Genomic DNA, 26731 nt, shown 5'->3' on the forward strand with positions numbered 1-26731 from the left:
CACGATGTATCACGGCATGAAATTTCTCCCCGAGGGGATGCGCATCGACTTCGTCGGCAAGCGCCTGATCGCGCTGGGGATGTCGATCGTGGTGATCGTCGGCTCGATGGTCCTGCTCGCCGTCCACGGCCTCAACTTCGGCATCGACTTCGCGGGCGGCATCCAGATGGAGGTGCGCTCCACCGAGAAGGTCGATCTGTCGGGCCTGCGCGGCAAGCTCAACGGCCTCGGCGTCGGCGAGATCGGCCTGCAGGGCATCGGCGGCACCGGCCGCGAGGTGATGATCCGCATTCCCGCCTTCGACAACGAGACGGTGCAGAACGCGGCGCTGAAGCAGGTGCGCGAGGCGCTGGGGCCGTCCTTCGAGGACCGCCGCACCGAGGTGGTGGGGCCGAAGGTGGGCGGCGAACTGGTGCGCGACGGCCTGCTCGCGGTGAGCCTCGCCATTCTCGCCATCGGCGCCTACCTGTGGCTGCGCTTCGAGTGGCAATACGGCGTCGGCGGCATGCTGACGCTGCTGCACGACGTGACCGCGACCATGGGGCTGTTCTCGATCACCGGCATGGAGTTCAGCCTCACCTCGGTCGCCGCGGTGCTCACCATCGCCGGCTACTCGATCAACGACACCGTCGTGGTGTACGACCGGGTGCGCGAGAATCTGCGCAAATACAAGAAGATGCCGCTCGCCGAGCTGATGAATCTGAGCATCAACGAGATGCTCTCGCGCACCATCCTGACCAGCGGCACCACGGTGCTCTCGGTGGTGGCGATCGCCATCTTCGGCGGCGAGGTGCTGCGCGGCTTCGCCCTGGCGCTGATCTGGGGCGTCATCGTCGGCACCTATTCGTCGATCTACATCTCGCTGCCGGTGCTGATCTACTTCCACCTGCGCAACACCGACGCGGTCGGCGCGCTGGAGGAGGAAGAGCCCTCCCGGCCCTGAGCCGGACGCTGCGGGCACAAAAAACGGCGGGGACATCCCCGCCGTTTTTGCGTTCGGGAGAGGCCCTTACTTCAGGTTCTGGGCGACGAACGACCAGTTGATCAGGCGGTCGAGCACCGTCTGCACGAAGTCGGGGCGGCGGTTCTGGTAGTCGAGATAGTAGGCGTGCTCCCACACGTCCACGGTGAACAGCGCCTTCTGGCCGTGCGTCAGCGGCAGGTCGGCGTTGCCGGTCTTGGTGATCTTGAGCTCGCCCTTGTCGAGCACCAGCCACGCCCAGCCGCTGCCGAACTGCGCCACCGCGGCGGCCTTGAACTGTTCCTTGAAGCCGTCGAGCGAGCCGAACGCGGCGGTCAGCCGCTCGGCCAGTTCGCCGGTGGGCGCGCCGCCGCCGTTGGGGCTCATGCTGTTCCAGAAGAAGGTGTGGTTCCAGGTCTGTGCGGCGTTGTTGAACACGCCGATCTTCTCCGGGTCGCCCGCCGCCTTCTCGATGATATCGACCAGAGGCTTGGATGCGAGCGGGCCGCCGTCGATCAGTTTGTTGAGGTTGGCGACATAGGCGGCATGGTGCTTGCCGTGGTGGAAGCTCAGGGTGTTGGCGGAGATGTAGGGCTCGAGCGCCGTCGAGTCGTAGGGAAGAGCGGGAAGTTCGAAGGCCATGAGTGTCTCCTTGCCGGTGCTGACGGCGCCGGAGGCGGCGCCGCGTAGAATTCTTCTTCACCGCAAAAGTTAATGCGTGTGCGTGTGAAATTAAGCCCTTGACGCGATTTTTTGCACAAACGTCACTGCGTTCCGGCGGCGAGCGCGGCCTCCGCCGCGGTGCGGCCGGAAACCACCGCGCCCTCGATCGTAGACGGCAGGCCGGTGGCGGTCCAATCCCCGGCGAGGAAGAGGTTCGCCTCCGGCGTCGCGGTTCCCGGCCGCAGGGCGAAGGCTTCCGGCGTCGCCGCCACGGTGGCGCGCTTCTCCACGATGCGCCGCCACGGCGGCGGCGTGAGGGAAGGGGGGCGCGGCAGCACCGCCGCCGCCTCGGCCCAGGCGGCCGCGGCGAGCGCCTCGGCGTCGCCGTCGCCGGTTGCGCCGCCGATGGTGACGGAAACCACCGGGCCGCGCCAGAACACCGCATCCACCAGGCCGCCGACCGGGCAGCGGAAGCCGAGGCCGAGGTCCTCCGGCGTCTCGAAGTGCAGGTTGAGGATCGGCGCATGCGGCAGCGCGGGCACGAGATCGGGGCAGAGGCGGCGCGCCGCGGCGTTGGGCACCGCCAGGATCACCGGGTCGCGCCCGGCATCGACGGCGCGGTTGCGGAAGATCAGCCGCCGCGCCCGGCCTTCGCCGCGCTCCAGCGCCAAGAGCGGGCTGCCGAAGGCGATCTCCGCGCCGGCGCGCCGCAGGCAGGCCACCGCGGGTTCGGCGGCGATCTCCGACCACGGACGCGCCGCCAGCAGCACCCGGCCGCTCGCCGCGCCCTCGGACAACAGGCGCTTCAGCACCGCCGCGGCGTGCGGCGCGGAAACCTCCGCCGCTTCGGCGTTGAACACCGTCTTGAGGAAGGGCCGCCACAGCCGCCGCCAGGCGAGGCCGCCGGGGGAGAGCCGCTCCCCGGCGCGGCTTCCGGCGCGGGCGGACAGCAGGCGCAACCCCTCCCACAGCAGCCGCCCGCGCGGCACGCCGGGAATGGACAGGCCGCGCCCGAGCATCCAGGCGGCGCTCTCCCCCGCGGGGCGGATGCGCCAGGCGCTGCCGTCGCCGAGGTCGCGGAACTCCAGCGCGTCCAGCGGCGCGAGCGCGGTGGAGGGCGCGCCGATGCCGCGCAGGAAGGACAACGCGGCGCGGTTGCCGGTCATCAGCACGTGCGCGCCGTTGTCGATGGCGGTGCCGAAGCGCTGGTCGGGCAGGGAACGGCAGCGCCCGCCCGCCTGCGGCGCGGCTTCGTAGAGGCGCACCCGCATCCCCGCCGAGGCGAGGCGGCAGGCGGCGGCGAGCCCGGCGAGGCCCGCGCCGACGACGTGGCAGACCGGGGCGTCCCCGGAGGCGGCGCGGCGGCGGGCCATGGCGTTCAGACCCGGCGCGGCAGGCGGGTGAGGAGGCAGTAGAGGCGCGCCGCCATGCCCGCGCGCGGCGGCGGCGAGAGGTCGGACCAGCCCTGTTTGGCGATGCGGTCGAGAACGTCGCGGTAGGCCGCCATCATCGCCCGCGCGGGCAGCAGGGCGCGCGCGTTGGCGGCGGTGAGCGCGCCGCGGGCGAGCGCGAAGTGGGTCTCCGCCCGCGCCGCCAGCAGCTCGCGGGCGCGGCCGATCGCCGGGTGGGCGGCGATGGACGCGGCATCGCCGATCGGGATGCCGCAGTCCTCGAGGATGGTGCGCGGCAGATAGCAGCGCCCGATTTCCGCGTCTTCGGCGACGTCGCGGATGATGTTGACGCATTGCAGGGCGTCGCCGAGGGTCAGCGCGAAGCGCCGCGCCGCGGCGTCGCGCGCGCCGAACAGCGGCAGGGAGATCAGCCCGATGCTGCCCGCGACGCGGCGGCAATAGAGCGCGAAGGCGGTCTCGTCCGGCGCGACGATGGGGCCTTCCACGTCCATGCGCATGCCCTCGATGAGGGAACGGCACTCGCCGATATCCAGGCCGAAACGCGCGTCCGCCGCGGCCAGCGCGGCGAACAGCGGCGGCGCATCGGCGGGCACGGCGTTCCTTTCCAGGGCGTCGAGGCGGGCGCTCCACGCGTCCAGATCGGCGAGGCGCGCCTCGCGCGGCATGCCCGGGTCGTCGGCGATGTCGTCGAGGACGCGGCAGAAGGCATAGACCGTCTGCATCGCCTCGCGGCGCAGGCGCGGCAGGCAGGAAAGCCCGAGACGGAAGGAACTGCCGGACTCGCGCACGATGGCGGCGACGGTGCGTCGCGCCTCCGGCGGCAGCAGGCCGGGGGAGGGCGGCGCGACGAGGGCGGAGAGGGCCGCCGCCGCGGCGCGCGCGACGTCGAACGCGGTGGGGCGGATGCGCGCCGCCAGCGGGTCGCCGGCGCACAGGCGGCGGTGCAGCGCATGGGCGAGGGAAAGGGTGGCCGCCGCCTCGCCGCGCAGGCGCGGCGATTGCAGCAGTCCGGGCAGCGGCTCCGCCGCGTCGAGCAGGCGGGCGCAGTTCGCGAGCGTGCGGTCGAGGCAGCCGCGCAGCGCCGGGGAGGCGGCGGGCGCATCGATTTCCGCCGCGTCGGCACGGGCGCCGTCGGGCCAGGAGAGCGGCACGTAGACGCGGTCGCGCAGGCGCTTGTCCTCCGCGATGTCCTGCACGTGGTTGAGCACCTGGAGCGCGGCGCACAGGGCGTCCGCCGCCTCGGTGGCGCGGCGCGGCTCGCGGTGCAGGTCGAGGAGGAAGCGCCCCACCGGCGCGGCGGAGGCGCGGCAGTAGCGCATCAGTTCGTCCCAGTCGGCGGTGCCGTGGCCCTCCGCATCGCGGCGGAAGGCGGCGAGCAGGGCGCGCGCGTGCCCGGTCTCCATGCCGCGCTCGGCCAGCACCGCGCGCAGCCGCACCGCCGGGGCGGTGTCCACCGCCGCTTCGTCGGCGGGTTCGCCGCGCAGCGCCGCGTCCAGGGCGTCCAGCGCCGCGAGCTTCGCCGCGGGGGCGAGGTCCGGCGCGTCGGCGATGTCGTCGGCGAAGCGGGCGAAGCGGTAATAGGCGCGGATCGCCACGCGGCAGCCGGGCGCCAGCAGCAGCGACGCGACCGGAAAGTTTTCCGGCCGCCGGGTTCCGCATACCGTGCATTCGTCGATGCGGGAGGCTATCATGGCGTCGCGGGTCAAGGCGGCTCCGGGGTTCGATGGGTCTTGCCCACTATACGGCAATTCGCCGCCGCCGCGGCAGCCAAAACGCCCGATGCTGCAAGGAGAGTCCTGCCGTGACCGAAGCGACCGTGGAGCCCTGGCTGGCCGACAGCGTGCGCCGCCAGGACCGGGACCGTTTCATCGCCGCGATGCTCTGCCCGCCGCCGCGCCGCGCCGCGGTGCTCGCGGTGCTGGCTTTCAACGGCGAGATCGCGCGCATCCGCGAACGCGTCGCCGAACCGATGATGGGGCATATCCGCCTGCAATGGTGGCGCGACGCCCTGGCGCGCGCCGCGGTGGATGAGGATGCGGAGGCCGCGCCGCTGTTGCGCGTGCTCGCCGGGCTGCGCCTGTGGCCGCAGTTGAGGCCGCTGCTCGCGCAGCTGATCGACGCACGGCAGAAGGACCTGGACGACCCGCCGTTTTCCGGCGCGGCGGCGGCGGAGGCCTATGCCGCGGCCACCACCGCGCCGCTCGCGGGCGCGATGGCGGTGGCGGGCGGCCTGCCGGACCTGGCGGAAGCCCCCGGCGTGCGCGCCGCGGCGCGCGGCCACGGCCTCGTCGGCATCCTGCGCGCCACGCCGGGGCTGATCGCGGCGCGGCGCAATCCGTGGGAGGCCGACCTCTCCGATACGGCGGCGCGCGCCGCGCTCGCCCGCGACGCGGCGGACCGCGCGGAGGCGGCGATCGCGGCCGCGGCTGCGGCGCGCCTGCCGCGCGAGGCGTTCTTCCTCGCCGCGCCCGCGGCCCTGGCGCACCGGCATCTGCGCCTCCTCCGCCGCAACGGTTACGACATCCTGGATGCGCGCTTCTCCGCCCCCAGCCGGGTGAGCCTCGGCTTCCTCTGGCTGTGCGCGCGCAAACGGCTGTAGGCGTGCGCGAGCGGCCGGGCCGTCCTACCTAATAGGTTCCAGGAAGGAGGCCTGCGACTTGCACAGCGTTCCCACGACAGCGGTTCCGCGCCGCACCCCGGTCTTTCTCGCCGCGGCGTGCGTGGCGTTCCTTGCGGTTTTTCTCGCCGCACCCGTCGGGGCGGCGCGCGCCGCCGATGCGCCGCCGCCCGCGGTGAGCGAGCCCGCCGCGCCGCGCGACGCGCTCGGCCGCGACACCCCGGAGGGATTCGTCCGCGGCCTGGTCAAGGCGATGGCGGAGCAGGACTTCGCACGGGCGGCGCAGTACCTCGATCTTTCCGGCATATCGCAGTCCCGGCGTGCCGCGCGGGGAGAGGAAACCGCCCGCAACCTCCTGAAAATGCTGGACGAGGGCGGCTGGCTCGCCACCAAATGGCAGTTGAGCGACAAGCCGCAAGGTTCCCTCGACGACGGGCTCGCCCCCGACCTCGAACGCTTCGCCACGGTGCGCACGCCGAAGGGCAACGTCGATCTCTTCGCACAGCGGGTGAAGGGGCCGGACGGCGCGCCGATCTGGCTGGTCTCCGCCAGGACCGTGACGGCGATTCCGGGCCTGCTCGCGCACGTCGATACCGGGCTGATCGAACGCATCATCCCGGAGTGGCTGAAGGCCGGTCCGCGCATCCTCGGCGCGCCCCTGGTGCAGTGGGCGGCGCTGCTGGCCTTCGCCATCGCCTCCTATGCCGCGGCGTGGATTCTCACCGCCCTGGCTTCCTTCGGGCTGCATGCCGTGTGGCGTCGCCGCGAGCAGTCGCTGCGGGTGCGGCTGGTGGAGGCGGCGATGCCGCCGCTGCGCATCTGCCTGGCGGTGTGGCTGTTCGCACTGGGCGGCCTCTACCTCGGCGTTGCGGTGGTGGCGCGGCAGGTCTTCGGCCTCGCCGCCGAGGTCGTCGGCTGGGTCGGCCTGGGGTGGTTCCTCTGGCGCATCGCCGACGCCCTGGGCGCGGCGGGAATCGAGGCGATTTCCCAGCGCAACCAGTGGGAGGCGCTCTCCGCCATCCGCTTCTTCCGCCGCGCCGCCAAGTTTTTGGTGATCGCGGCGGTGGCGATCGTCGTGCTGCACACCCTGGGCTTCAACGTCAGCGCCGGTCTCGCCGCCCTCGGCATCGGCGGCATCGCGGTGGCGCTGGGCGCGCAGAAGACCGTGGAGAACCTCATCGGCAGCCTCACCCTGATCGCCGATCATCCGGTGCGGGAGGGGGATTTCTGCCGTTTCGGCAACGGCACCCTGGGCCTGGTGGAGGAGATCGGCATGCGCTCCACCCGCATCCGCACCCTCGACCGCACCGTCATCACCGTGCCCAACGGCGAGTTTTCCGCCCTACAGATCGAGAACTTCGCGGTGCGCGACAAGTTCTGGTTCCATCCCACCCTGTCGCTGCGCTACGAGACCACGCCGGACCAGATGCGCTACCTCCTCGTCGAGTTGCGGGCGATGCTCTACGGCCACCCCCGCGTCGATCCGGACCCGGCGCGGGTGCGCTTCACCGGCCTCGGGGCGGACAGCCTGAGCATCGAGATCTTCGCCTACATCGACACCGTGGAGATCAACGAATTCCTGGAAATCCAGGAGGATCTGACGCTGCGCATCATGGACATCGTGGCGGCGAGCGGCGCCTCTTTCGCCTTTCCCTCGCAGACCGTCTACATGGCGAAGGACGAGGAACCCGACACGGAGAAGCGCCGCGCCGTGGAGGAAAAGGTCAAGGCGTGGCGGGAGGCGGGGGAGATGCAACTGCCGAGTTTCACGCCGGAACGCATCGACGCGCTGCGCGGCAGCATCCCGTACCCGCCGGAGGGGTCGGTGCGGGGCGGCAGCGCCGCGGCGGCGGCGGAGGAAGACGCGCCGCCGCCACCGCCGCACCAGAGCGTGCGGGAGAAGGACGCGGTCTACCGTTTCCTGCGGCGTCTGGGGATCAGGCGGTCGTAGCGGTCTCCGCCAGCCAGGCGGCGAGCGCTTCCAGCGCGCGGGCGGCATGCGCCGCCTTGCGCTCGCCGCCTTTGAGGTGGCGCGGCTTGCCGCCGGGTTTCTTCGGCTCGGCGGGGGGCAGCTCGGGGAAGAGGCCGAAGGTGACGTTCATCGGCTGATAGGTTTCCGCATCCGCGCCGCCGGTGATGTGGGCGAGCATCGCGCCCAGCGCGGTGACCGGCGGCGGCGGCGCAGGCGGCAGGCCGAGGCTTTCGCGCAGGGCGAAGCGCCCGGCGATGAGGCCGACGGCGGCGCTTTCCACATAGCCCTCGCAGCCGGTGATCTGCCCGGCGAAGCGCAGGTTCGGCTGAGATTTCAGGCGAAGCGCTTCATCCAATACCTTGGGACCGTTCAGGAAGGTGTTGCGGTGAATGCCGCCGAGGCGGGCGAATTCCGCCCGTTCCAGCCCCGGAATGGTGCGGAAGATGCGCAACTGCTCGCCGTGCTTCAGCTTGGTCTGGAAGCCGACCATGTTGTAGAGGGTGCCGAGGGCGTTGTCCTGGCGCAGCTGCACCACGGCGAACGGCTTCACCCCCGGCGTGTGCGGGTCGGTCAGGCCCACCGGCTTCATCGGGCCGAAGGCGAGGGTCATCTCGCCGCGTTCCGCCATCACCTCCACCGGCAGGCAGCCCTCGAAGTAGGGGGTGTCCTTCTCCCAGTCCTTGAACTCCACGTAGTCGGCGGAGGTCAGCGCGGCGACGAAGGCGCGGTATTCCGCCTCGGTCATCGGGCAGTTGACGTAGTCCTTGCCGGTGCCCTTGTCCCAGCGCGACTGGAACCATGCCTTGGAAAAATCGATGCTGTCCCTGGTCACCACCGGCGCGATGGCGTCGAAGAAGGAAAGCGCGTCCGCGCCGGAGACCTCCTGGATCTGCGCCGAAAGCGCGGGGGAGCAGAGCGGCCCGGCGGCGACGATCCACGGCCCCGCATCCGGCGGCGGCAGGGCGGTGACCTCCTCGCGGATCGCCGTGACGTTGGGGTGGGCCTCCAGCGCCGCCTGCACCGCGGCGGAGAAGCCCTCGCGGTCCACCGCCAGCGCGCCGCCCGCGGGCACGCGGTGGGCGTCGGCGCAGGCCAGGATCAGCGAGCCCGCGCGGCGCATCTCCTCGTGCAGCAGGCCGACGGCGCTCGCCTGCGCGTCGTCGGAGCGCAGCGAGTTGGAACACACCAGTTCGGCGAAGCCGCCGGTGACGTGCGCCGGGGTGGATCTCACCGGCCGCATCTCGTGGAGAACCACCGCCGCGCCGCCCTGCGCGAGTTGCCAGGCGGCCTCGCTGCCGGCGAGTCCGGCGCCGACGACATGGACGGTGGAGCGGTCCGTGGGCATCTTTTTTCCTTTTCTCGCGGGCGGTCTGCTCACTTAAGCTCTCTTGCCCGCACTGTCCAGGCTTGCGTCGGCAGAGGCCGTGCGGTACTCCATCGGGCGGAGATGCAATCGCGGGGGCGACATGGACGCGGCGTTGTTCGACCGAATTCTTTCCACCCAGCAGTTCTGGGTGGCGGCGGGGTGCCTGGGCGTGGCGATCTGGGCGGCGATCTACGCCTGGCGGCGCGACCGCTGGAAGGGCCGCATTCTCGAACCCGTCCAGGTGCAGGAGCTGATCGCCGCGGGCGAGGACCCGCTGGTCTGGGACACCCGCAAGCCCGTGCACAAGAGGCGCGATCCCCACACCATCACCGGCGCGCTGGTGCTGCCGCTGGAGCAGGTTCCGGCGAGGCTGCGCGAGATGGCGGCGCACCGCAGGTTCCAGGAGCTGCGCACCGCCGAGGTGATCGTTTTCGACACCGCGATCGACCGCGCCACCCTGGCCGCGAAGCTGATGCAGAGCAACGGCATGTGCAACGTCGCCCTGATGCGGGGCGGGTTGAAGGCCTGGCGCGCCGCCGGGCTGCCCACCACCCCATTGCCGGAGGAGAACGACCGATGACCGCCAAGACGGGGAAGCGCTGTTTCTATGTGGTGGGGGGCGAATACGCGGATACCGCGTTCGAACGCCCGGCGCCGGGCGCAGCCCTGGACTGCCGCGGCCCGCTGACCGAGGCCGAGGCCCACGCCCTGTGGCGGGAACTCACCGGCAAGACCGTGGACAACGCCATGGTGCGCTACGTGGTGGAGGAGCGGGACGCCGCCGACCCGGCCTATGTGGTGGGCGGCGAGTACGCCGACACCGGCTTCGCCCGTCTTGCGCCGGGCCGCGCGCTGGAGGTCTTCGGGCCGTTCACCCCCGCCGATGCGCTGGCGCAGTGGCGGGCCAAGACCGCCTCCACCGTGGATTCCTGCCTGCACCGCTACGACGTGGTGAGCGTTGCGGAGCTTTCCGCCTTCACCGCGCGGGTTTCCGCCTGAGGGCGGCGCACGGATTCACGCCGCCGTCTTGCACGCCCCCGGCGGGGCCTCCCATATAATGCGTCTCGTTCGCAGGTTGCGGGACGCGCCGCGTCCCATCCGGGAGGTGGCATGCGCCGGACGTTTCCGCCCCGCCGACTTCGAGCCTTCTTCTCCGCCCCCCGGTTCTTCCGGCTGGCGGCGCTTGCCCTGACCGCGCTTCTGCCCGGTGCCGGGCTCGCCGCCGAAAGCGCGCCCGCGGTCAGCCCGCGCGCCACCGTCACCCTGGTGGCGGATGCGGACGCGGTCGCGCCCGGCGGCAGCGTGCGCCTCGGCCTGCGGCAGCGCCTGACGCCGCACTGGCACACCTACTGGAAGAATCCGGGCGACGCCGGGGAGCCCTCGGAAATCCGCCTCGCGCTGCCCGAAGGCGCAAGCGCGGGCGGGATCGCCTGGCCGGGGCCGGAGCGCATCGTCTCCGGCCCGGCGGTGAGCTTCGGCTACCGCGACGAGATCGTGCTGCCGGTCACCGTGCGGGTGCCCGATACGGCGCGCCCCGGCGGCCGCTTCGCGGTCTCGGCGGAGGCGCGCTGGCTGGTCTGCGCCGAGGAATGCATCCCCGAGGAAGGGCGCTTCGGCCTCGACCTGCCGGTCGCCGCCGCGCCGCGCCCGGCGGGGGGCGATGTCGCCGCCGCATTCGCCGCCGCGGACGCGCGCATGCCGCAGCCGCTGCCGTGGCGGGCGGAGCTGCGGGCCGGGGACGGGGGCCTTGCCCTCGCGCTGGCCGGGGCGGGGCTCTCCGCCGAGAGCGTGCGCAGCGCCGACTTCTTCCCCGATTCCTGGGGCGTGCTCGACTATGCCGCGCCGCCGCGCGCCGCCGCATCGGCGGGGCGGCTTTCCCTCGCGCTTTCCCGCGGCCCGGCCTACGCGCCGGGGCAGGCGGTCTCCGGCCTGCTCGTCCTCACCGACGGCGGCGGCGGCGTCCGCTGGTTTTCCGTCGCGCCGCTCACCGCGGTCCCCGGCGCTCCGCCGCCGCCGCTGTGGCGCGCCGTGCTGTTCGCGCTGCTCGGCGGGCTGATCCTCAACCTCATGCCCTGCGTCTTCCCGGTGCTGGCGATGAAGGCCGCGGCGGTGGCCAGGCTCTCCGGCGGCGAACTGCGCGAGGTGCGCCTCTCGGCGGCGTTCTACACCCTCGGCATCCTCTCCGCCTTCGCCGCGCTGGCCGGGGTGCTGCTCGCCCTGCGCGCGGGCGGCGCGGCGGTGGGCTGGGGCTTCCAGTTCCAGTCGCCGCCCTTCATCGCCGCCATGGCCTGGCTGATGCTCGCCGTCGGCCTCAACCTCTCCGGCGTGTTCGAGGTGCGGATGCCGGGCTTCGCCGGGACCGCCGCGGGCGGCGGGCATGCGGGCAGCTTCTTCACCGGGCTGCTCGCCGTGGTGGTGGCGACGCCGTGCACCGCGCCGTTCATGGGCGTCGCCCTCGGCGCGGCGCTCGCCTTGCCGCCGCTCGCCTGCCTTGCGGTGTTCCTCGCCCTCGGCCTCGGCCTCGCCGCGCCCTATGCCGCGCTGGCGCTCCTCCCCGCGCTCTCCCGCCGCCTGCCGCGGCCGGGGCCGTGGATGCTGCGCCTGCGCGAGGCGCTCGCCTTCCCGATGTACGCCTCGGCGGCATGGCTGGTCTGGGTGCTGGCGCGCCAGACCGGCGGCGAGGGGCTGCCCTTCGGGCTGGCGGGGGCGCTTCTCGTCGCCTTGGCCGCCTGGCTGCTCGGGCTCGCCCAGCGGAGCGGCGGCTCCCGCCGCGCCGCCTTGGCCGCCACGCTGGCGCTGGCCGCGGCGCTGGCGCTGCTGCCGCGCGTCGATGCCGGAGCGCCGCAGGGCGCGGCCGCGGCGGCGGAGAGCGAGCCGTTCTCCGCCGCCCGCCTGGCGGACCTGCGCGCCCGGGACGCCCCGGTGTTCGTCAACATGACCGCCGACTGGTGCCTGAGCTGCCTGGTCAACGAACGCGTCGCCCTCTCCACCGGGGCGGTGCGCGCCGCCTTCAAGACGGGCGGCATCGTCTACCTGAAGGGCGACTGGACCCGCCGCGACCCGGCGATCACCGCGTTCCTGCGCGGCTTCGGCCGCGACGGCGTGCCGTTCTATGCCTTCTACCCGCCGGGCGGCGACCCCAGGGTGCTGCCGCCGCTGCTCACCGAAACCGCGATGCTCGACGCGCTTGCGGGCGCGCCGGGTTCCCCGAATTGACCGAACAGGAGGTCGCGCATGCAGTCTTCCGCTTTTCTTTCCTCCCGCTTCCGCCGCCGCGCCGTGCTCGCGGGCGGCGCGCTGCTGTTCGCCTGCGCCGCCGCGCTTCCGGCGCTTGCCGCGCCGCAGATCGACCGGCCCGCGCCCGCCTTCGCGCTGGCCGACGCCAACGGCACGATGCGCCGCCTCGCCGACCTGCGCGGCAAGGTGGTGGTGCTGGAATGGACCAACGCCGATTGCCCCTTCACGATCAAACACTACACCTCCGGCAACATGCAGTCCCTGCAGAAGCAGGCGGCCGGGGAAGACGTGGTGTGGCTGTCGGTGATCTCTTCCGCGCCGGGGCAGCAGGGCCATGTGAACGCCGCCGAGGCCAACCGCCTGAGCGCAAGCCGCGGCGCAACGCCCGCCGGGGTGCTGCTCGACCCCAAGGGCGACCTCGGCCGCCTCTACGGCGCGGTGACGACGCCGCACATGTTCGTCATCGACCGCGAGGGGGTGCTGCGCTACATGGGCGGCATCGACAGCATCGCCTCCACCAGCGTTTCCGACGTGCCGAAGGCCAAGCCGCTGTTCCGCGACGCGATGCAGGCGGTGGTGCAGGGCAGGCCGGTGGCCACGCCGGTGACGCGTCCCTACGGCTGCTCGGTGAAGTACGCGAGCTGAAAAACGCTGAAACTTTCCGGAGGGACTCGGTCCCTCCGGCCCCCCCCCTTGCTTTTTTCGCCGCGCCGCGTGATGGCTCTATGGCGCTGCGCGCAAAACGAACAAGTTATGGGGTGCGCGAGGGGACCGAGTTCCCTCGCGAAGTTTTTTCTTTGCGGCGCTACTCCGCCGCGCGCGGTTTGAGCGCGGTGGCGAGGTAGGGGGCGGTGTAGCCCTTTTTCGATGCGACGATGTCTTCCGGCGTGCCGGTGGCGACGACCTCGCCGCCGCCGTCGCCGCCTTCGGGGCCGAGGTCGATGATCCAGTCGGCGGTCTTGATGACCTCGAGGTTGTGCTCGATCACCACCACGGTGTTGCCGGTCTCGACCAGGGCGTGCAGCACTTCCAGCAGCTTTTTCACGTCTTCGAAGTGCAGGCCGGTGGTCGGCTCGTCGAGGATGTAGAGGGTGCGCCCGGTGGCGCGCCGCGCCAGTTCCTTGGAGAGCTTGACGCGCTGGGCCTCGCCGCCGGACAGCGTGGTGGCCTGCTGGCCGAGGTGGATGTAGCCCAGGCCGACGCGTTGCAGCAGCTCCAGCTTGTCGCGGATCGCGGGCACCGCCTTGAAGAACTCCACGCCCTCGTCCACCGTCATGTCGAGCACGTCGGCGATGGTCTTGCCCTTGAAGCGGATGTCCAGCGTCTCGCGGTTGTAGCGCTTGCCCTTGCAGACGTCGCACTGCACGTAGACGTCGGGCAGGAAGTGCATCTCGATCTTGATCAGGCCGTCGCCCTGGCACGCCTCGCAGCGCCCGCCCTTGACGTTGAACGAGAAGCGCCCGGGCTTGTAGCCGCGCGCCTGCGCCTCGGGCAGGGCGGCGAACCAGTCGCGGATCGGGGTGAACGCGCCGGTATAGGTGGCGGGGTTGGAGCGCGGCGTGCGGCCGATCGGCGACTGGTCGATATCGACGATCTTGTCGATCGCGGCGAGTCCGGTGATCTCGTCGTGGGCAAGCGGCAGGTCGCGCGCGCCGTTCAACTGCCGGGCTACCGCCTTGTAGAGGGTTTCGAGGATCAGGGTGGACTTGCCGCCGCCGGAAACCCCGGTGACGCAGGTGAAGGTGCCGAGCGGGATGTCCACGTCGATGCCCTTCAGGTTGTTGCCGCGCGCGCCGCGGATGCCGAGGAAAAGCCCGCTGCCGCGGCGGCGCTGTGCGGGCAGGGGAACCTGCCGCACCCCGGTGAGGTACTGGCCGGTGAGGCTTTTCGGTTCGGCCATCACCGCCTCCGGGGTGCCCTCGGCGACCACGGTGCCGCCCAGCGCGCCCGCGCCGGGACCCATGTCGATGACGTAGTCGGCGGTGCGGATGGCGTCCTCGTCGTGTTCCACCACGATCACTGTGTTGCCGAGGTCGCGCAGGCGTTTGAGCGTGCCGAGCAGGCGGTCGTTGTCGCGCTGGTGCAGGCCGATGGAGGGCTCGTCGAGCACGTAGAGCACGCCGCTGAGGCCGGAGCCGATCTGGCTGGCGAGGCGGATGCGCTGGCTCTCGCCGCCGGAGAGGGTGCCCGAGGTGCGCGACAGCGACAGATAGCTCAAGCCGACGTTGGCGAGGAAGCGCAGGCGCTCGTCGATCTCCTTGAGGATGCGGCGGCCGATCTCGCGGCTCTTTTCCGGCAGGCGGGTTTCCAGGCCGTGGAACCACACCAGCGCCTCGCCGATGGAGAGCTGCGTCACCTCCGCGATGTTCCTGCCGTCGATCTTCACCGCCAGGGCCTCGGGCTTCAGGCGGTCGCCGTGGCAGGCCTCGCAGGGGGAGCTGGTCTGGTACTTGGCGATGTCCTCGCGGATCCAGGCGGAGTCCGTCTCGTGGAAGCGGCGTTCGAGGTTGGGGATCACCCCCTCGAACGGTTTGTTGCTCTCGTAGCGGCTCTTGCCGTCCTCCAGCACCAGGCGGATCGGCGTCTTGCCGGTGCCGTGGAGGATGGCGTCCTTCGCCTCCTGCGGCAGATTGCGGAAAGGCAGGCGCACGTCGGCGTGGAAGCCGGCGCACACCGCCGCGAGCGCCTGCGTCAGGTATTGCGACGAGGTGCCCATCCACGGCGCGATGGCGCCGTCGGCCAGCGAGCGCGACGGGTCGGGCACCACCAGTTGCGGGTCGATCGACATCCGCACGCCGAGGCCGTCGCACGCCGGACAGGCGCCGAACGGGTTGTTGAAGGAGAACAGGCGCGGCTCGATCTCGTCGATGGTGAAGCCGGAGACCGGGCAGGCGAACTTGGCGGAGAAGGTGTGGCGCTCGCCGGTTTCCGCGTCCTCGGCGAAGGCGAGGCCGTCGGCGAGTTCGAGCACGGTTTCCAGCGAGGCGGCGAGGCGGCTTTCCAGCCCTTCGCGCACCACCACGCGGTCCACCACCACCTCGATGTCGTGCTTGAACTTCTTGTCCAGCGCCGGGGCCTCCTCGATCGCGGTGAGCGTGCCGTCGATCTTCACCCGCTGGAAGCCGCGCGCCTGGAAGTCGCGGAGTTCCTTCTTGTATTCGCCCTTGCGGCCGCGCACCACCGGGGCGAGCAGGTAGAGCCGCGTGCCTTCGGGCAGCGCCATGATGCGGTCCACCATCTGCGAGACGGTCTGGCTTTCGATCGGCAGGCCGGTGGCGGGGGAGTGCGGCACCCCGATGCGCGCCCAGAGGAGGCGCATGTAGTCGTAGATTTCGGTCACTGTGCCGACGATGGAGCGCGGATTGCGCGAGGTGGTCTTCTGCTCGATGGAGATGGCGGGGGAGAGGCCGTCGATGGCGTCCACGTCCGGCTTTTGCATCATTTCGAGGAACTGCCGCGCATAGGCGGAGAGGCTCTCCACATAGCGGCGCTGCCCCTCGGCGTAGATGGTGTCGAAGGCGAGCGACGACTTCCCCGATCCCGACAGGCCGGTGATCACCACCAGCCGATTCTTCGGGATATCGACGGAAACGTTGCGCAGGTTGTGTTCCCGCGCGCCGCGGACCGAAAGAACCGGGGTTTCGCTGCGGGGGGCGTGTTCGTGGGTCATGGAGTTTTTGCAACCATCATCAAAAGGCGGGAAAGCCATTGGCTCATAACATGCAAGGAGGACTCCGTCCGCGTCAAGGCGGGGGCGTCCCGGGGCAGCGTTGCCTAGCTTTCGGCCAACCCGTTGCTCAAAAAATAGGATGTCGCCCCCGCCGCGCCAAGCGTCTGATCAAGGCTTGCGCAAAGCCGCTTGACTTGCTAGGGGTAACGCGCATGTTTGAGGTCGAAATCGCCGGGGGGCGTGAAGGTCGCTGACGGCTCGGGGAGGGCCGGAATCAGCGACGCGACCGGGACATGCGCGGGAAACTCCGGATCATCTTCAGGGGCCGTTTCGATTTGGCTTATTTTTTCCAACAACTCATCAATGGGCTGACGCTCGGCGCGATCTACGGGCTGATCGCGATCGGCTACACCATGGTTTACGGGATCATCGGCATGATCAATTTCGCCCATGGCGAAATCTACATGCTGGGCGCGTTCGTCTCCGTCGTGACCTACCTCGTGCTGTCGGCGCTGGGGCTGAGCTACATTCCGCTGGTTCTGCTGGTGATGCTGCTGTCGTCGATGCTGTTCACCTCGATCTACGGCTGGAGCATCGAGCGCATCGCCTACCGGCCGTTGCGCGGCGCGCCGCGGCTGGCGGCGTTGATCTCGGCGATCGGCATGTCGATCGCCCTGCAGAACTACGTGCAGCTGACCCAGGGCGCGCGCGTCAAGGCGCTGGCGCCGATCATCTCCGGCGGCTTCACGGTGATGGAGCAGAACGGCTTCACGGTGCGGCTCTCGACGCTGCAGATCTTCATCATGATCCTGACCACGGCGCTGATGGTCGGCTTCAGCTATCTGATCGACAAGACCCCGCTCGGCCGCCAGCAGCGCGCCTGCGAGCAGGACAGCACGATGGCGGCGCTGGTCGGGGTGAACGTGGACCGCACCATCTCCACCACCTTCGTCCTCGGCGCGGCGCTCGCCGCGGTGGCGGGGGTGATGGTGACGCTCTACTACGGCGTGGTGGACTTCTACATCGGCTTCCTCGCCGGGATGAAGGCGTTCACCGCGGCGGTGCTGGGGGGCATCGGCTCGCTGCCGGGCGCGATGCTGGGGGGCATCCTGATCGGCCTCATCGAGGCCTTCTGGTCGGCCTATTTCACCATCGAATACAAAGATGTGGCGGCTTTCTCCATCCTTGTCCTGGTGCTTATCTTCCGGCCCACCGGCCTGCTCGGCAAACCGGAAATCGAGAAGGTGTGAGGCGATGAGCGAGATGACCACCTCACACAAGGCCGCTTCTGCGTCCGCCGTCAGCGTGATCGCGCGCGACACGCTGCTCACCGCCGTGGTGGCGCTGGTCCTGGCGGTTCCCTTCATCGGCCTCAAAAGCGACAGCGTCGGCACCGCGCTGACCCTGGTTACCCGCTGGCCCCTGATGCTCGCCATGGTCGGCGCGGTCGCCGCCGGGCGGGTGCTGGTTTCGCTGTGGCGGCTGCGCAGCGCCGCGAAGGCGCAGCGCGCAACCGCGCATACCGCCGCCGGAGACGCCAAGGCGTCGCTGGCCGCCTGGGGCAACAGCCACATGAAGGCGATCGGCTTCGCCGGGTTCGCGCTTGCGGTGGTGCTGCCGTTCCTGCCGTTCTCCAACCGCTACGTGGTGGATATCGGCACCACCTTCCTGATCTACGTGATGCTCGGCTGGGGGCTGAACATCGTGGTCGGCCTCGCCGGCCTGTTGGATCTCGGCTACGTCGCGTTCTATGCGGTGGGGGCCTACACCTACGCCCTGATCTCGACCCAGGCGGGGTGGTCGTTCTGGGTGTGCCTGCCGCTGGCCGGAACCTTCGCCGCGATGTTCGGCCTGATGCTGGGCTTCCCGGTGCTGCGCCTGCGCGGCGACTACCTGGCGATCGTGACCCTCGGCTTCGGCGAGATCATCCGCGTCATCCTGATGAACTGGGTGGACTTCACCAAGGGTCCGGACGGGGTTTCCGGGATTCCGCGGCCGAGCTTCTTCGGCGCGCCGTTCTCCCGCTCCGCGCCGGAAGGCGTGACCACCTTCTCCGACCTTCTGGGCATCGAATACTCCTCGATGCACCGCGTGGTGTTCCTCTACTTCCTCATCCTGGCGCTCGCGGCGATCACCAACCTGTTCACCCTGCGGATGCGCAAGCTGCCGACGGGACGCGCCTGGGAGGCGCTGCGCGAGGACGAGATCGCCTGCCGCTCGCTCGGCATCAACCCGACCAACGTCAAGCTCTCGGCATTTGCGCTCGGCGCGATGTTCGCGGGCTTCGCCGGGGCGTTCTTCGCCACGCGCCAGGGCTTCGTCAGCCCGGAGAGCTTCACCTTCATGGAGTCCGCGATCATCCTCGCCATCGTCGTGCTCGGCGGCATGGGGTCGCAGCTCGGCGTGGTGCTGGCGGCGTTCGCCCTGGTGGTGCTGCCGGAGTGGTTCCGCGAGTTCGAGCAGTACCGCATGTTCCTGTTCGGGGCGGCGATGGTGGCGATCATGGTGGTCAAGCCGACCGGCGTGATGGGCCACCGCGAACCGACCATCCGGCTGCACCCGGTGGGCAAGAGCAAGAAACCGGAGGCCGCCCGATGAGCGCCGCGACGATGATTCAGACGGCGGACGACGCGCTTCTCGACGTCGAACACCTGACCATGCGCTTCGGTGGCCTGCTCGCCATCGACGACCTTTCGTTCACCGCGCGCGTCCACGAGATCACCTCGATCATCGGCCCCAACGGGGCGGGCAAGACCACGGTGTTCAACTGCCTGACCGGGTTCTACAAACCCACGGTGGGGCGGCTGCGGCTGTGCCATCCGGACAAGGGGGAATACTACCTGGAGCGCATGGAGGGCTTCCGCATCGCGCAGGTCGCCGATGTCGGCCGCACCTTCCAGAACATCCGCCTGTTCCCCAAGATGACGGTTCTCGAAAACCTCATCATCGCGCAGCACAACCGGCTGATGAAGGCCTCGGTCTTCGCCCTCGCGGGGCTGTTGGGGCTCGCCCGCTACCGCGTCGCGGAAAAGGCGGCGGTGGAGAAGGCGAAGTTCTGGCTCGACCGGGTGAACCTCACCGCGCGCGCCGACTGGGAGGCGGGCAATCTGCCCTACGGCGACCAGCGCCGCCTGGAGATCGCCCGCGCGATGTGCATCGCCCCCTGCCTGCTCTGCCTCGACGAGCCGGCGGCGGGCCTCAACCCGCGCGAATCCCTGGAGCTCAACGAGCTGCTGCTGTCGATCCGCGACGAGCAGGGGATCGGCATTCTTTTGATCGAACATGACATGAGCGTGGTGATGGGAATCTCCGACCACATCGTGGTGCTGGACCACGGCCGGAAGATTTCCGACGGCGATCCGGCCTTCGTGCGCAACGACCCGACGGTGATCCGCGCCTACCTGGGCGAAGCGGAAGACGGGGAGGGCGCAGATGCTTAAGATTCAGGGCGTCCACACCTTCTACGGCCAGATCGAGGCGCTCAAGGGCGTCGATCTGGAGATCAAGCAGGGCGAGATCGTCACCCTGATCGGCGCCAACGGCGCGGGCAAGTCCACCCTCCTGATGACGGTGTTCGGCAAGCCCAAGGCGCGCCACGGCCGCATCCTCTACGAAGGGCGCGACCTCACCCGCGTGCCGACCCACGAGATCGTGCGCCTGGGCATCGCCCAGTCGCCGGAGGGCCGCCGCATCTTCGCCCGCATGACGGTGTTCGAAAACCTACAGATGGGCGCGCTGTGCACCGACGGCTCCACCTTCGACGAAGACGTGCGCATGGTCTTCGACCTGTTCCCGCGCCTCGAGGAGCGCCGCACCCAGCGCGGCGGCACGCTCTCGGGCGGCGAACAGCAGATGCTGGCGATCGGCCGCGCGCTGATGAGCAAGCCGCGCCTGCTGCTTCTCGACGAGCCCTCCCTCGGTCTTGCGCCGCTGGTGGTGCGCCAGATCTTCGACATCATCAAGAAGATCAACCAGGCGGGGGTGACGGTGTTCCTGGTGGAACAGAACGCCTTCCACGCCTTGAAACTGGCGCACCGCGGCTATGTCATGGTCAACGGCGTGATCACCATGAGCGGCACCGGCAAGGAGCTTCTGGACAATCCGGAAATCCGCGCCGCCTATCTGGAAGGAGGCCACGCATGATTGCGGCACTGGGGTCCAGTCTGACGGTGTTCATCGGCTTCACCTGCATCATGATGGGGTGGATCTCCTTCATGACCGGGCGCGCCATCGCCAACACCTGGCGTCCGCGCCGGCAGGTGGTGCCGTATTGCCTGCTGCTCGGCCTGGCGAATCGCTTTTTCGTGTTTTCGCTGTTCGGCGGGCAGTTGCTTTCGGTTTCCGGCTGGCTGATCGGTTCGGTGTATCTGGTTCTGGTGGGCTTCGCCTCGCACCGCGAGAAGGAGGCCTTCAAGATGGTTGCGCAGTACCCCTGGCTCTACGAGCGCAGCGGCCCCTTCGACTGGCGGGAACGCCGCCACGCAGTGGCCGAGGAAACCCATTAAGGAGCGAAACGGCTCCGGCGTGCGGGCATCCATTCTGAGGCCCGCGACAAGAAGAAGCGTACGGGTGGACAGAGACTCTCACATGGCGATAACCGGTTAAGGAGTTTACCAAGATGTTGAAAACGACTTTGTGCGCGGGCGTTGCGATTCTGGCTTTGGGCGCGGGCATCGCCAAGGCCGATATCGTCGTCGGCGTCGCCGGTCCGATGACCGGTCCCTACGCCTCCTTCGGCGAGCAGGGCTTGAAGGGCGCCGAACAGGCGGTCAAGGACATCAACGCCAAGGGCGGCGTCCTCGGCCAGAAGCTGAAGCTGGAAGTCGGCGACGACGCCTGCGACCCGAAGCAGGCGGTCGCGGTGGCGAACCAGTTCGCCAACAAGGGCGTGAAGTTCGTCAACGGCCACTATTGCTCCGGTTCCTCGATCCCGGCTTCCGCGGTGTACCAGGAAGAGGGCATCATCCAGATCTCCTGGGGTTCGACCAACCCGAAGCTGACCGAGCAGGGCTTCGCCAACGTCTACCGCGTCTGCGGCCGTGACGACCAGCAGGGCCCGACCGCCGCCGAGCTGATCTTCAAGAAGTTCAAGGGCAAGAACGTCGCGATCCTCCACGACAAGACCGCCTACGGCAAGGGCCTCGCCGACGAGATGAAGAAGAAGCTCAACGAGCTCGGCGTCAAGGAGACCATGTACGAGGCCTACACCGCGGGCGAGAAGGACTATTCCGCCCTGGTGACCAAGCTGAAGCAGGCCAACATCGGCGTGATCTTCCTCGGCGGCTACCATGCCGAGGGCGGCCTGATCATCCGTCAGGCGTATGAGCAGGGCCTGAAGGCCACCATGGTCGGCGGCGACGCGCTCGGCACCTCCGAGTTCGCGGCGATCGCGGGCAAGGCGGGCGACGGCGTGCTGTTCTCGTTCAACCCCGATCCGCGCAAGAACCCGGCCAACAAGAAGCTGGTCGAGGCGATCCGCGCCGGCGGTTACGAGCCGGAAGGCTACACCCTCTACACCTACGCCGCGATGCAGGCCTACGCGCAGGCCGTCGAAGCGGCGAAGAGCACCAAGCCCGCCGAGGTCAACAAGAAGCTGCACGGCATGAAGTTCAAGACCGTGCTCGGCGACTTCGGCTTCGACAAGAAGGGCGACCTGATGGCTCCGGGCTTCACCTTCTACGAGTGGAAGAACGGCACCTTCGACTACGTGAAGTAAGCGGCATAGCCGTTTGAACGGAAACCCCTGCGGCGCGCCGGTTCCTCCGATCCTCGGAGGCGCCGGAACGCCCGGGGGTTTTCTCCATGTCGGGGTGTGTTATTTAAAATACCGCCGGAAAACACATCTTTGAAATTTCGTGCCGCGACACTAGGTTTGCAGGCAAGAAAGGAACCCGGGGCCATCCCCCATGGAGGTAATGCGCATGTTGAAGAAGGCTTTATACGTCGGCGTCGCGCTCGCGGCGCTGGGCTCGGGGGCCGCCCGTGCGGACATCCTGATCGGCGTCGCGGGGCCGCGCACCGGCGGCTATGCGAACTTCGGCGAGCAGGTGTTCCAGGGCGCCGCGCAGGCGGTCAAGGACATCAACGCCAAGGGCGGCGTGCTCGGCCAGAAGCTGAAGCTGGAAGTCGGCGACGACGCCTGCGACCCGAAGCAGGCGGTCTCCGTGGCGAACCAGTTCGCCAACCACGGCGTGGCGTTCGTCGCCGGGCACTTCTGCTCCGGCTCGTCGATTCCGGCCTCGGCGGTGTACCAGGACGAAGGCATCGTGATGATGTCGTTCAGCTCGACCAATCCGAAGCTGACCGAGCAGGGCTTCGCCAACATCTACCGCGTCTGCGGCCGCGACGACCAGCAGGGCCCGGTCGCCGCCGCGATGATCGCGAAGAAATTCAAGGGCAAGAAGGTCGCCATCCTCCACGACAAGACCGGCTACGGCAAGGGCCTGGCGGACGCCACCAAGGCCGGCCTGAACAAGATGGGGATCAAGGAAACCCTCTACGAAGCCTACACCGCGGGCGAGAAGGACTACTCCGCCCTGGTGACCAAGATGAAGAACCTGGGAGTCGAGGTGGTCTACCTCGGCGGCTACCACACCGAGGGCGGCCTGATCATGCGCCAGGCGGCGGAGCAGGGCTATCACCCCCGCATGGTCAGCGGCGACGGCCTCGCCACCTCGGAATTCGGCCAGATCGCGGGCAAGGCGGCGGACGGCACGCTGTTCACCTTCACCCCCGATCCGCGCAAGGACGCGAAGAACAAGAAGATCGTCGAGGCCTTCCGCGCCTCCGGCTTCGAGCCCGAGGGCTACACCCTCAACAGCTACGCCACGGTTCAGGCGTTCGCCCAGGCCGCGGCCATGGCCAAGAGCGTCAAGGCGAAGGACCTCAACAAGGCGCTGCACGCGGGCAAGTTCGACACCCTGCTCGGCATGATCGAGTTCGACAAGAACGGCGACCCCAAGGCGCCGGGCTACGTGTTCTACGAGTGGAACGGCGGCACCTTCGACTACGCGAAGTAGGCGGTGCGCGCACCATGCGGGAAAGCCCCCGGGGACCCTCTCGGGGGCTTTCCTGTCGGCGGTTAATGCACTAGGCTACGGCCTCGAACGACCACGCGCATAGGAAAGGGGAAACCACATGGCCGGATCGGTCAACAAAGTCATTCTCATCGGCAACCTGGGCCGCGACCCGGAAGTGCGCAGCATGTCGAACGGCGGCAAGGTGGTGAACCTCAACATCGCCACCTCGGAAAGCTGGAACGACCGCCAGTCCGGCCAGCGGCAGGAACGCACGGAATGGCACCGCGTGGTGATCTTCAACGAGAACCTCGCCCAGGTGGCGGAGAAGTACCTGAAGAAGGGCTCCAAGGTCTACGTCGAGGGCAGCCTCCAGACCCGCAAGTGGACCGATCAGTCGGGCACCGAGAAATACACCACGGAAATCGTCCTCGGCCGCTTCCGCGGCGAACTCACCATGCTCGACGGCGCGCGCGACCGCGGCGGCGACTCCGCGGGCAGCGGCGACGGCTTCTCCTCCCCCGCACCGCGCCAGAGCGGCGGCGGCGGCGGCTGGGACGCGCCGCCCTCCTCGGCCCTCGACGACGACATCCCGTTCTAAGGCAAGGCGTGGTCCGGTCTCGTTCAGGGTGAATGCCGGACCGGAACGGTGACCGACGTGGCTCTCGTTGCGGATTTTCTCTCGAAGGTGCAGGCCGTCCACAAGACCGGCGTGGCGACGGAGCATTCCTATCGCCCCGCCCTGGAGGCGCTGTTCAACGCCCTGGAAGACGGCGTCGTCGCGCTGAACGAACCCAAGCGGGTGAAGTGCGGCGCGCCCGATTTCATCGTCCAGAGGGGCGGGATCGTCGTCGGCCATGCCGAGGCGAAGGACATCGGCATCGACCTGCGGGCGATGAAGGATGCGAACGAGGATCAGCAGCAGCGCTATCTCAAGGCCCTGCCGAACCTGATCTACACCAACTGCCTGGATTGGGATTTCTATCGCGCGGGCGAGCGCGTCGCTTCGGTCGCCATCGCCGACCGCCTGATGGGAATTCGCCCGCGTCCCGACGAATTCCCGGTTCTGGAGAATCTTCTGCGCGAGTTCGTTGCGCAAAAGCCTCAGACGATCACTTCGTCGCGCACCCTGGCGGAAATGATGGCGGGCAAGGCGGCGCTGATCAAGGATGTGCTGTTCAAGGTCCTGCGCGAGGACGGTGGGCTGCTCTCCGACCTCGGGGGACAGTACGAGGCGTTCCGCGAGCACCTGATTCACGACATCACGCCGGAAGACTTCGCCGACATCTATGCCGAGACCATCGCCTACGGCATGTTCGCCGCGCGTCTGCACGATGTCACGCTGGAAAGCTTCAGCCGCCAGGAGGCCTTGGAACTCCTGCCCAGAACCAATCCGTTCCTGCGCAGCCTGTTCGGCTACATCGCGGGGGCCGGCCTCGACGACCGCATCAAGTGGATCATCGACGACCTGGCCGATGTGTTCCAGGCTGCGGATGTGGCCGGGTTGATGAACGACTTCGGCAAGTTGACCGGCCGCAACGACCCCTTCCTGCATTTTTACGAAAGCTTCCTTGCCGCCTACAACCCGGCCAAGCGGAAGGCGCGGGGGGTCTGGTACACCCCGGAACCCGTGGTGAATTTCATCGTCCGCGCGGTGGACCGGGTGTTGCGGAGCGAATTCGGCCTGGAAGACGGCCTGGCCGACACCTCCAAGGTCGTGATCGACTGGGACACCGGGCAAACCGACAAGAAGGGCAAGCCGCTTTCGATCAGGAAGGAGGTGCACCGCGTCCAGATACTCGATCCGGCGACGGGGACGGGCACCTTCCTGGCTGAAGTCGTCAAGCAGATTGCGCCTCGGGTGAAGGATGTCGCGGAGGGCATGTGGTCGGCCTATGTCGAGCGCGATCTAATCCCGCGATTGCACGGATTCGAGATTCTCATGGCGTCTTATGCCATGTGTCACATGAAGCTCGAATTGATTTTGAAGGAGATGGGATATCGTCCGACGGCTGCGCCGCCGCGCCTGTCGGTGTACCTGACCAACAGCCTGGAAGAGGGGGAACCCGCCGACCAGACCCTGCCGTTCGCCCAGTGGCTTTCCAACGAAGTCAAACAGGCCAATGCGATCAAGCGCGACATGCCGATCATGTGCGTGATCGGCAACCCGCCCTATAACAAAAGCAGCACGAACACCGGTGTATGGATCAAAAACAAAATCCGTGCATATAAGGAAGGGCTGTCGGAAAAGAAGTTAAACCTCGACGATGATTATATCAAATTCCTGAGATTTGCCGAATCTCTCATTGAAAAGAACGATAGCGGCATCGTCGCCATGATCACGAACAATTCATTCCTCGATGGAGTCACCCATAGACAGATGCGGAAGCATCTGCGGCAAACATTCGATAAGATTTACATTCTGAATCTGCATGGCGACATCAGGAGTGAATCCTCCGAATCCGGGAAGGATGAAAACGTATTCGACATCACGCAGGGCGTCGCCATCGTCGTAATGTCTGCCCGCAAGGTGCAGCGAGATCGCCTCGCGGAGGTGCTGTACGGCGAGATATCCGGGGAGCGCGCGCACAAATACAGGGGGTTGGAGGATTCCGCCCTCGGGGACGGTTTTTCGGCGATCGGGGCCGAGGCGCCGCTGTTCCTCTTCAAGCCGCGGAATGCGGACGGGAAGATTGCCTATGACGACGGTTTTCCCGTGAACGGCCTGTTTCTCTCCTATAGTTCGGGGATTCAGACCAAACGGGATGGCATCTGCGTGTCGGAAGGGAAAGAAGCTCTCATCTCCGTCATCGAGGATTTCAAGCGCCTCGATGAGGCGGAGATACGATCGAAATTCGGTCTTCCGCCGGACGGAAGGGACTGGAGCATCCGATCCGCCAAGGAAGATGTTCTCAACGGCAATGGGAACATCGTTCCATTCTTGTATAAGCCTTTCGATATTCGTTACTTATATTACTCGGGCAAGACCAAGGGATTCGTGTCTTACCCCCGTCGCGAAATCATGAGCCACATCGTGGGGCGCTCGAATATATCCCTTATCGTGAATCGCCAGACGGTGCGCGATTATTTTTCCTTTGCCGGCGTGTCGAATGTGGCCTGCAATCACGGTACATTCTATCTCGGCAACCGCGGCCAGGATTATTGCATGCCGCTCTACCTCTATCCGTCCGGGCAGGACCTGGATAAAACCCGCCGCGTCAATTTCGACCCCAAGATATTCGAGAAGATCAAGCGCCTTGCCGCAAATCCCGGGCGTGGCGCGCCGGACGAGGTGCAGGTCTTCGACTATGTCTACGGCGTGCTGCACTGTCCGGCTTACCGTGAAGCCTATGCGGAGTTCCTGCGCCGCGATTTCCCCAGAATCCCCTGGCCCGCTTCGCCCGCCGAATTCTGGGATGTGGCGGAAAAGGGCGGGCAGCTGCGCCGCTTGCACCTGATGGAACCGCAGGCCGTCGGCCCCGCGCCTTATCCTTTCCGGGGGGAGGGCGACGGCATGGTGGGCGACGTTCGTTTCGACGACGGCAAGGTGCGGATCAACAAGACCCAGTTTTTCGCCGATGTGCCGGATTCGGCATGGTCCTTCTTCATCGGCGGGTATCAACCGGCGCAGAAATGGCTGAAGGACCGCAAGGGACGGGCTCTGTCCTTCGACACCATCAAGCACTATCAGCGCATCATCAAGGTTCTGTGCGAAACCCGGAGGATCATGGAAACGATCGCCATGACGTTGGGCGGGGACAAGGAAGATTCGTGAGGCGGTCGTCCGGGCGAGTCCGCAAAAAAAAGGGCCGCGGAA

21 protein-coding genes are annotated in these 26731 nt (G+C 68.4%); 16 read left to right on the plus strand and 5 right to left on the minus strand.

Features of this window, described 5'->3' with window-relative positions; genetic code table 11:
* Positions 1-16 precede the first annotated feature (16 nt).
* Positions 17-943, plus strand: a complete 927-nt coding sequence (gene secF / locus O7R11_RS00280; RefSeq protein WP_337995472.1) for a protein translocase subunit SecF — start codon at positions 17-19, stop codon at positions 941-943.
* 66 nt (positions 944-1009) lie between these two features.
* On the opposite strand, the gene O7R11_RS00285 is transcribed toward secF, so the two are convergent.
* From O7R11_RS00285 to O7R11_RS00295, 3 genes are all read right to left on the minus strand, one after another.
* Positions 1010-1603, minus strand: a complete 594-nt coding sequence (locus O7R11_RS00285) for a superoxide dismutase (protein WP_337995473.1) — start codon at positions 1601-1603, stop codon at positions 1010-1012.
* A 122-nt stretch (positions 1604-1725) separates the two neighbouring features.
* Positions 1726-2997 (minus strand): hydroxysqualene dehydroxylase HpnE, encoded by a 1272-nt coding sequence (gene hpnE / locus O7R11_RS00290; RefSeq protein ID WP_337995474.1) that lies wholly within the window; start codon positions 2995-2997, stop codon positions 1726-1728.
* A gap of 5 nt (positions 2998-3002) precedes the next feature.
* Complete coding sequence (locus tag O7R11_RS00295) at positions 3003-4742, minus strand: squalene/phytoene synthase family protein (protein WP_337995475.1); 1740 nt, start codon at positions 4740-4742, stop codon at positions 3003-3005.
* Positions 4743-4837: 95 nt separating this feature from the next.
* On the opposite strand from O7R11_RS00295, the gene O7R11_RS00300 reads away from it, so the two are divergent.
* A complete protein-coding gene (locus tag O7R11_RS00300; RefSeq protein ID WP_337995476.1) occupies positions 4838-5635 on the plus strand; it encodes a squalene/phytoene synthase family protein in 798 nt (265 codons plus the stop codon).
* A 58-nt stretch (positions 5636-5693) separates the two neighbouring features.
* Positions 5694-7604 (plus strand): mechanosensitive ion channel family protein, encoded by a 1911-nt coding sequence (locus O7R11_RS00305; protein WP_337995477.1) that lies wholly within the window; start codon positions 5694-5696, stop codon positions 7602-7604.
* On the opposite strand, the gene trmFO is transcribed toward O7R11_RS00305, so the two are convergent.
* Positions 7591-8970 (minus strand): methylenetetrahydrofolate--tRNA-(uracil(54)-C(5))-methyltransferase (FADH(2)-oxidizing) TrmFO, encoded by a 1380-nt coding sequence (trmFO, locus tag O7R11_RS00310; RefSeq protein ID WP_337995478.1) that lies wholly within the window; start codon positions 8968-8970, stop codon positions 7591-7593. The genes O7R11_RS00305 and trmFO overlap by 14 nt on opposite strands.
* 121 nt (positions 8971-9091) lie before the next feature.
* Between trmFO and O7R11_RS00315 the strand changes: the two genes are divergently transcribed.
* The 4 genes from O7R11_RS00315 (at position 9092) to O7R11_RS00330 (ending at position 12873) form a co-directional block, all read left to right on the plus strand.
* The gene (locus tag O7R11_RS00315; protein WP_337995479.1) at positions 9092-9571 is read left to right on the plus strand and encodes a rhodanese-like domain-containing protein; all 480 of its coding nucleotides are present in this window, start codon (positions 9092-9094) and stop codon (positions 9569-9571) included.
* Positions 9568-9990: a DUF4170 domain-containing protein gene (locus O7R11_RS00320; protein ID WP_337995480.1), complete on the plus strand. Its 423-nt coding sequence runs from the start codon at positions 9568-9570 to the stop codon at positions 9988-9990. Before O7R11_RS00315 ends, O7R11_RS00320 begins: the two co-directional genes overlap by 4 nt.
* A 111-nt stretch (positions 9991-10101) precedes the next feature.
* Entirely contained in the window at positions 10102-12207 is a 2106-nt protein-coding gene (locus O7R11_RS00325; RefSeq protein WP_337995481.1) for a protein-disulfide reductase DsbD family protein, read from the plus strand.
* Between the two features lie 18 nt (positions 12208-12225).
* On the plus strand, positions 12226-12873 hold the full coding sequence (locus O7R11_RS00330; protein WP_337995482.1) for a redoxin domain-containing protein: 648 nt from the start codon (positions 12226-12228) through the stop codon (positions 12871-12873).
* A gap of 160 nt (positions 12874-13033) precedes the next feature.
* On the opposite strand, the gene uvrA is transcribed toward O7R11_RS00330, so the two are convergent.
* Positions 13034-15898, minus strand: coding sequence for an excinuclease ABC subunit UvrA (uvrA, locus tag O7R11_RS00335; protein WP_337995483.1), 2865 nt, complete (start codon positions 15896-15898; stop codon positions 13034-13036).
* Positions 15899-16233: 335 nt separating this feature from the next.
* On the opposite strand from uvrA, the gene O7R11_RS00340 reads away from it, so the two are divergent.
* The 9 genes from O7R11_RS00340 (at position 16234) to O7R11_RS00380 (ending at position 26689) form a co-directional block, all read left to right on the plus strand.
* Positions 16234-17148 carry an ABC transporter permease subunit gene (locus tag O7R11_RS00340; RefSeq protein WP_337995484.1) on the plus strand — a complete coding sequence of 305 codons (915 nt, stop codon included), beginning with the start codon at positions 16234-16236 and terminating at the stop codon, positions 17146-17148.
* Positions 17149-17152: 4 nt separating this feature from the next.
* On the plus strand, positions 17153-18496 hold the full coding sequence (gene livM / locus O7R11_RS00345) for a high-affinity branched-chain amino acid ABC transporter permease LivM (protein WP_420792958.1): 1344 nt from the start codon (positions 17153-17155) through the stop codon (positions 18494-18496).
* Positions 18493-19338: an ABC transporter ATP-binding protein gene (locus tag O7R11_RS00350; RefSeq protein WP_337995485.1), complete on the plus strand. Its 846-nt coding sequence runs from the start codon at positions 18493-18495 to the stop codon at positions 19336-19338. Before livM ends, O7R11_RS00350 begins: the two co-directional genes overlap by 4 nt.
* Entirely contained in the window at positions 19331-20041 is a 711-nt protein-coding gene (locus O7R11_RS00355; RefSeq protein WP_337995486.1) for an ABC transporter ATP-binding protein, read from the plus strand. The genes O7R11_RS00350 and O7R11_RS00355 overlap by 8 nt, the downstream gene beginning before the upstream one ends.
* Complete coding sequence (locus O7R11_RS00360) at positions 20038-20403, plus strand: DUF6867 family protein (RefSeq protein ID WP_337995487.1); 366 nt, start codon at positions 20038-20040, stop codon at positions 20401-20403. Before O7R11_RS00355 ends, O7R11_RS00360 begins: the two co-directional genes overlap by 4 nt.
* Before the next feature lie 113 nt (positions 20404-20516).
* Positions 20517-21614 carry a branched-chain amino acid ABC transporter substrate-binding protein gene (locus tag O7R11_RS00365; protein WP_337995488.1) on the plus strand — a complete coding sequence of 366 codons (1098 nt, stop codon included), beginning with the start codon at positions 20517-20519 and terminating at the stop codon, positions 21612-21614.
* Positions 21615-21813: 199 nt separating this feature from the next.
* The gene (locus O7R11_RS00370) at positions 21814-22917 is read left to right on the plus strand and encodes a branched-chain amino acid ABC transporter substrate-binding protein (RefSeq protein WP_420792959.1); all 1104 of its coding nucleotides are present in this window, start codon (positions 21814-21816) and stop codon (positions 22915-22917) included.
* A gap of 118 nt (positions 22918-23035) precedes the next feature.
* The gene (gene ssb, locus O7R11_RS00375) at positions 23036-23515 is read left to right on the plus strand and encodes a single-stranded DNA-binding protein (protein ID WP_337995490.1); all 480 of its coding nucleotides are present in this window, start codon (positions 23036-23038) and stop codon (positions 23513-23515) included.
* A gap of 48 nt (positions 23516-23563) precedes the next feature.
* Positions 23564-26689, plus strand: coding sequence for a type ISP restriction/modification enzyme (locus O7R11_RS00380; RefSeq protein WP_337995491.1), 3126 nt, complete (start codon positions 23564-23566; stop codon positions 26687-26689).
* Positions 26690-26731 lie beyond the last annotated feature (42 nt).

It is taken from the genome of Oleispirillum naphthae, assembly GCA_027864655.1.
Taxonomy (GTDB): Bacteria; Pseudomonadota; Alphaproteobacteria; order Rhodospirillales; family Rhodospirillaceae; genus Oleispirillum; species Oleispirillum naphthae.

Bases quoted from the DNA above. Each gene is read 5' to 3' on its own strand.
- ssb (WP_337995490.1), top strand. From the start codon at position 23,036: ATGGCCGGATCGGTCAACAAAGTCATTCTCATCGGCAACCTGGGCCGC.
- O7R11_RS00285 (WP_337995473.1), bottom strand. From the start codon at position 1,603: ATGGCCTTCGAACTTCCCGCTCTTCCCTACGACTCGACGGCGCTCGAG.
- O7R11_RS00320 (WP_337995480.1), top strand. From the start codon at position 9,568: ATGACCGCCAAGACGGGGAAGCGCTGTTTCTATGTGGTGGGGGGCGAA.
- trmFO (WP_337995478.1), bottom strand. From the start codon at position 8,970: ATGCCCACGGACCGCTCCACCGTCCATGTCGTCGGCGCCGGACTCGCC.
- secF (WP_337995472.1), top strand. From the start codon at position 17: ATGAAATTTCTCCCCGAGGGGATGCGCATCGACTTCGTCGGCAAGCGC.
- O7R11_RS00330 (WP_337995482.1), top strand. From the start codon at position 12,226: ATGCAGTCTTCCGCTTTTCTTTCCTCCCGCTTCCGCCGCCGCGCCGTG.
- uvrA (WP_337995483.1), bottom strand. From the start codon at position 15,898: ATGACCCACGAACACGCCCCCCGCAGCGAAACCCCGGTTCTTTCGGTC.
- O7R11_RS00370 (WP_420792959.1), top strand. From the start codon at position 21,814: ATGCGCATGTTGAAGAAGGCTTTATACGTCGGCGTCGCGCTCGCGGCG.
- O7R11_RS00355 (WP_337995486.1), top strand. From the start codon at position 19,331: ATGCTTAAGATTCAGGGCGTCCACACCTTCTACGGCCAGATCGAGGCG.
- O7R11_RS00365 (WP_337995488.1), top strand. From the start codon at position 20,517: ATGTTGAAAACGACTTTGTGCGCGGGCGTTGCGATTCTGGCTTTGGGC.
- livM (WP_420792958.1), top strand. From the start codon at position 17,153: ATGAGCGAGATGACCACCTCACACAAGGCCGCTTCTGCGTCCGCCGTC.
- hpnE (WP_337995474.1), bottom strand. From the start codon at position 2,997: ATGGCCCGCCGCCGCGCCGCCTCCGGGGACGCCCCGGTCTGCCACGTC.
- O7R11_RS00325 (WP_337995481.1), top strand. From the start codon at position 10,102: ATGCGCCGGACGTTTCCGCCCCGCCGACTTCGAGCCTTCTTCTCCGCC.
- O7R11_RS00350 (WP_337995485.1), top strand. From the start codon at position 18,493: ATGAGCGCCGCGACGATGATTCAGACGGCGGACGACGCGCTTCTCGAC.
- O7R11_RS00360 (WP_337995487.1), top strand. From the start codon at position 20,038: ATGATTGCGGCACTGGGGTCCAGTCTGACGGTGTTCATCGGCTTCACC.
- O7R11_RS00315 (WP_337995479.1), top strand. From the start codon at position 9,092: ATGGACGCGGCGTTGTTCGACCGAATTCTTTCCACCCAGCAGTTCTGG.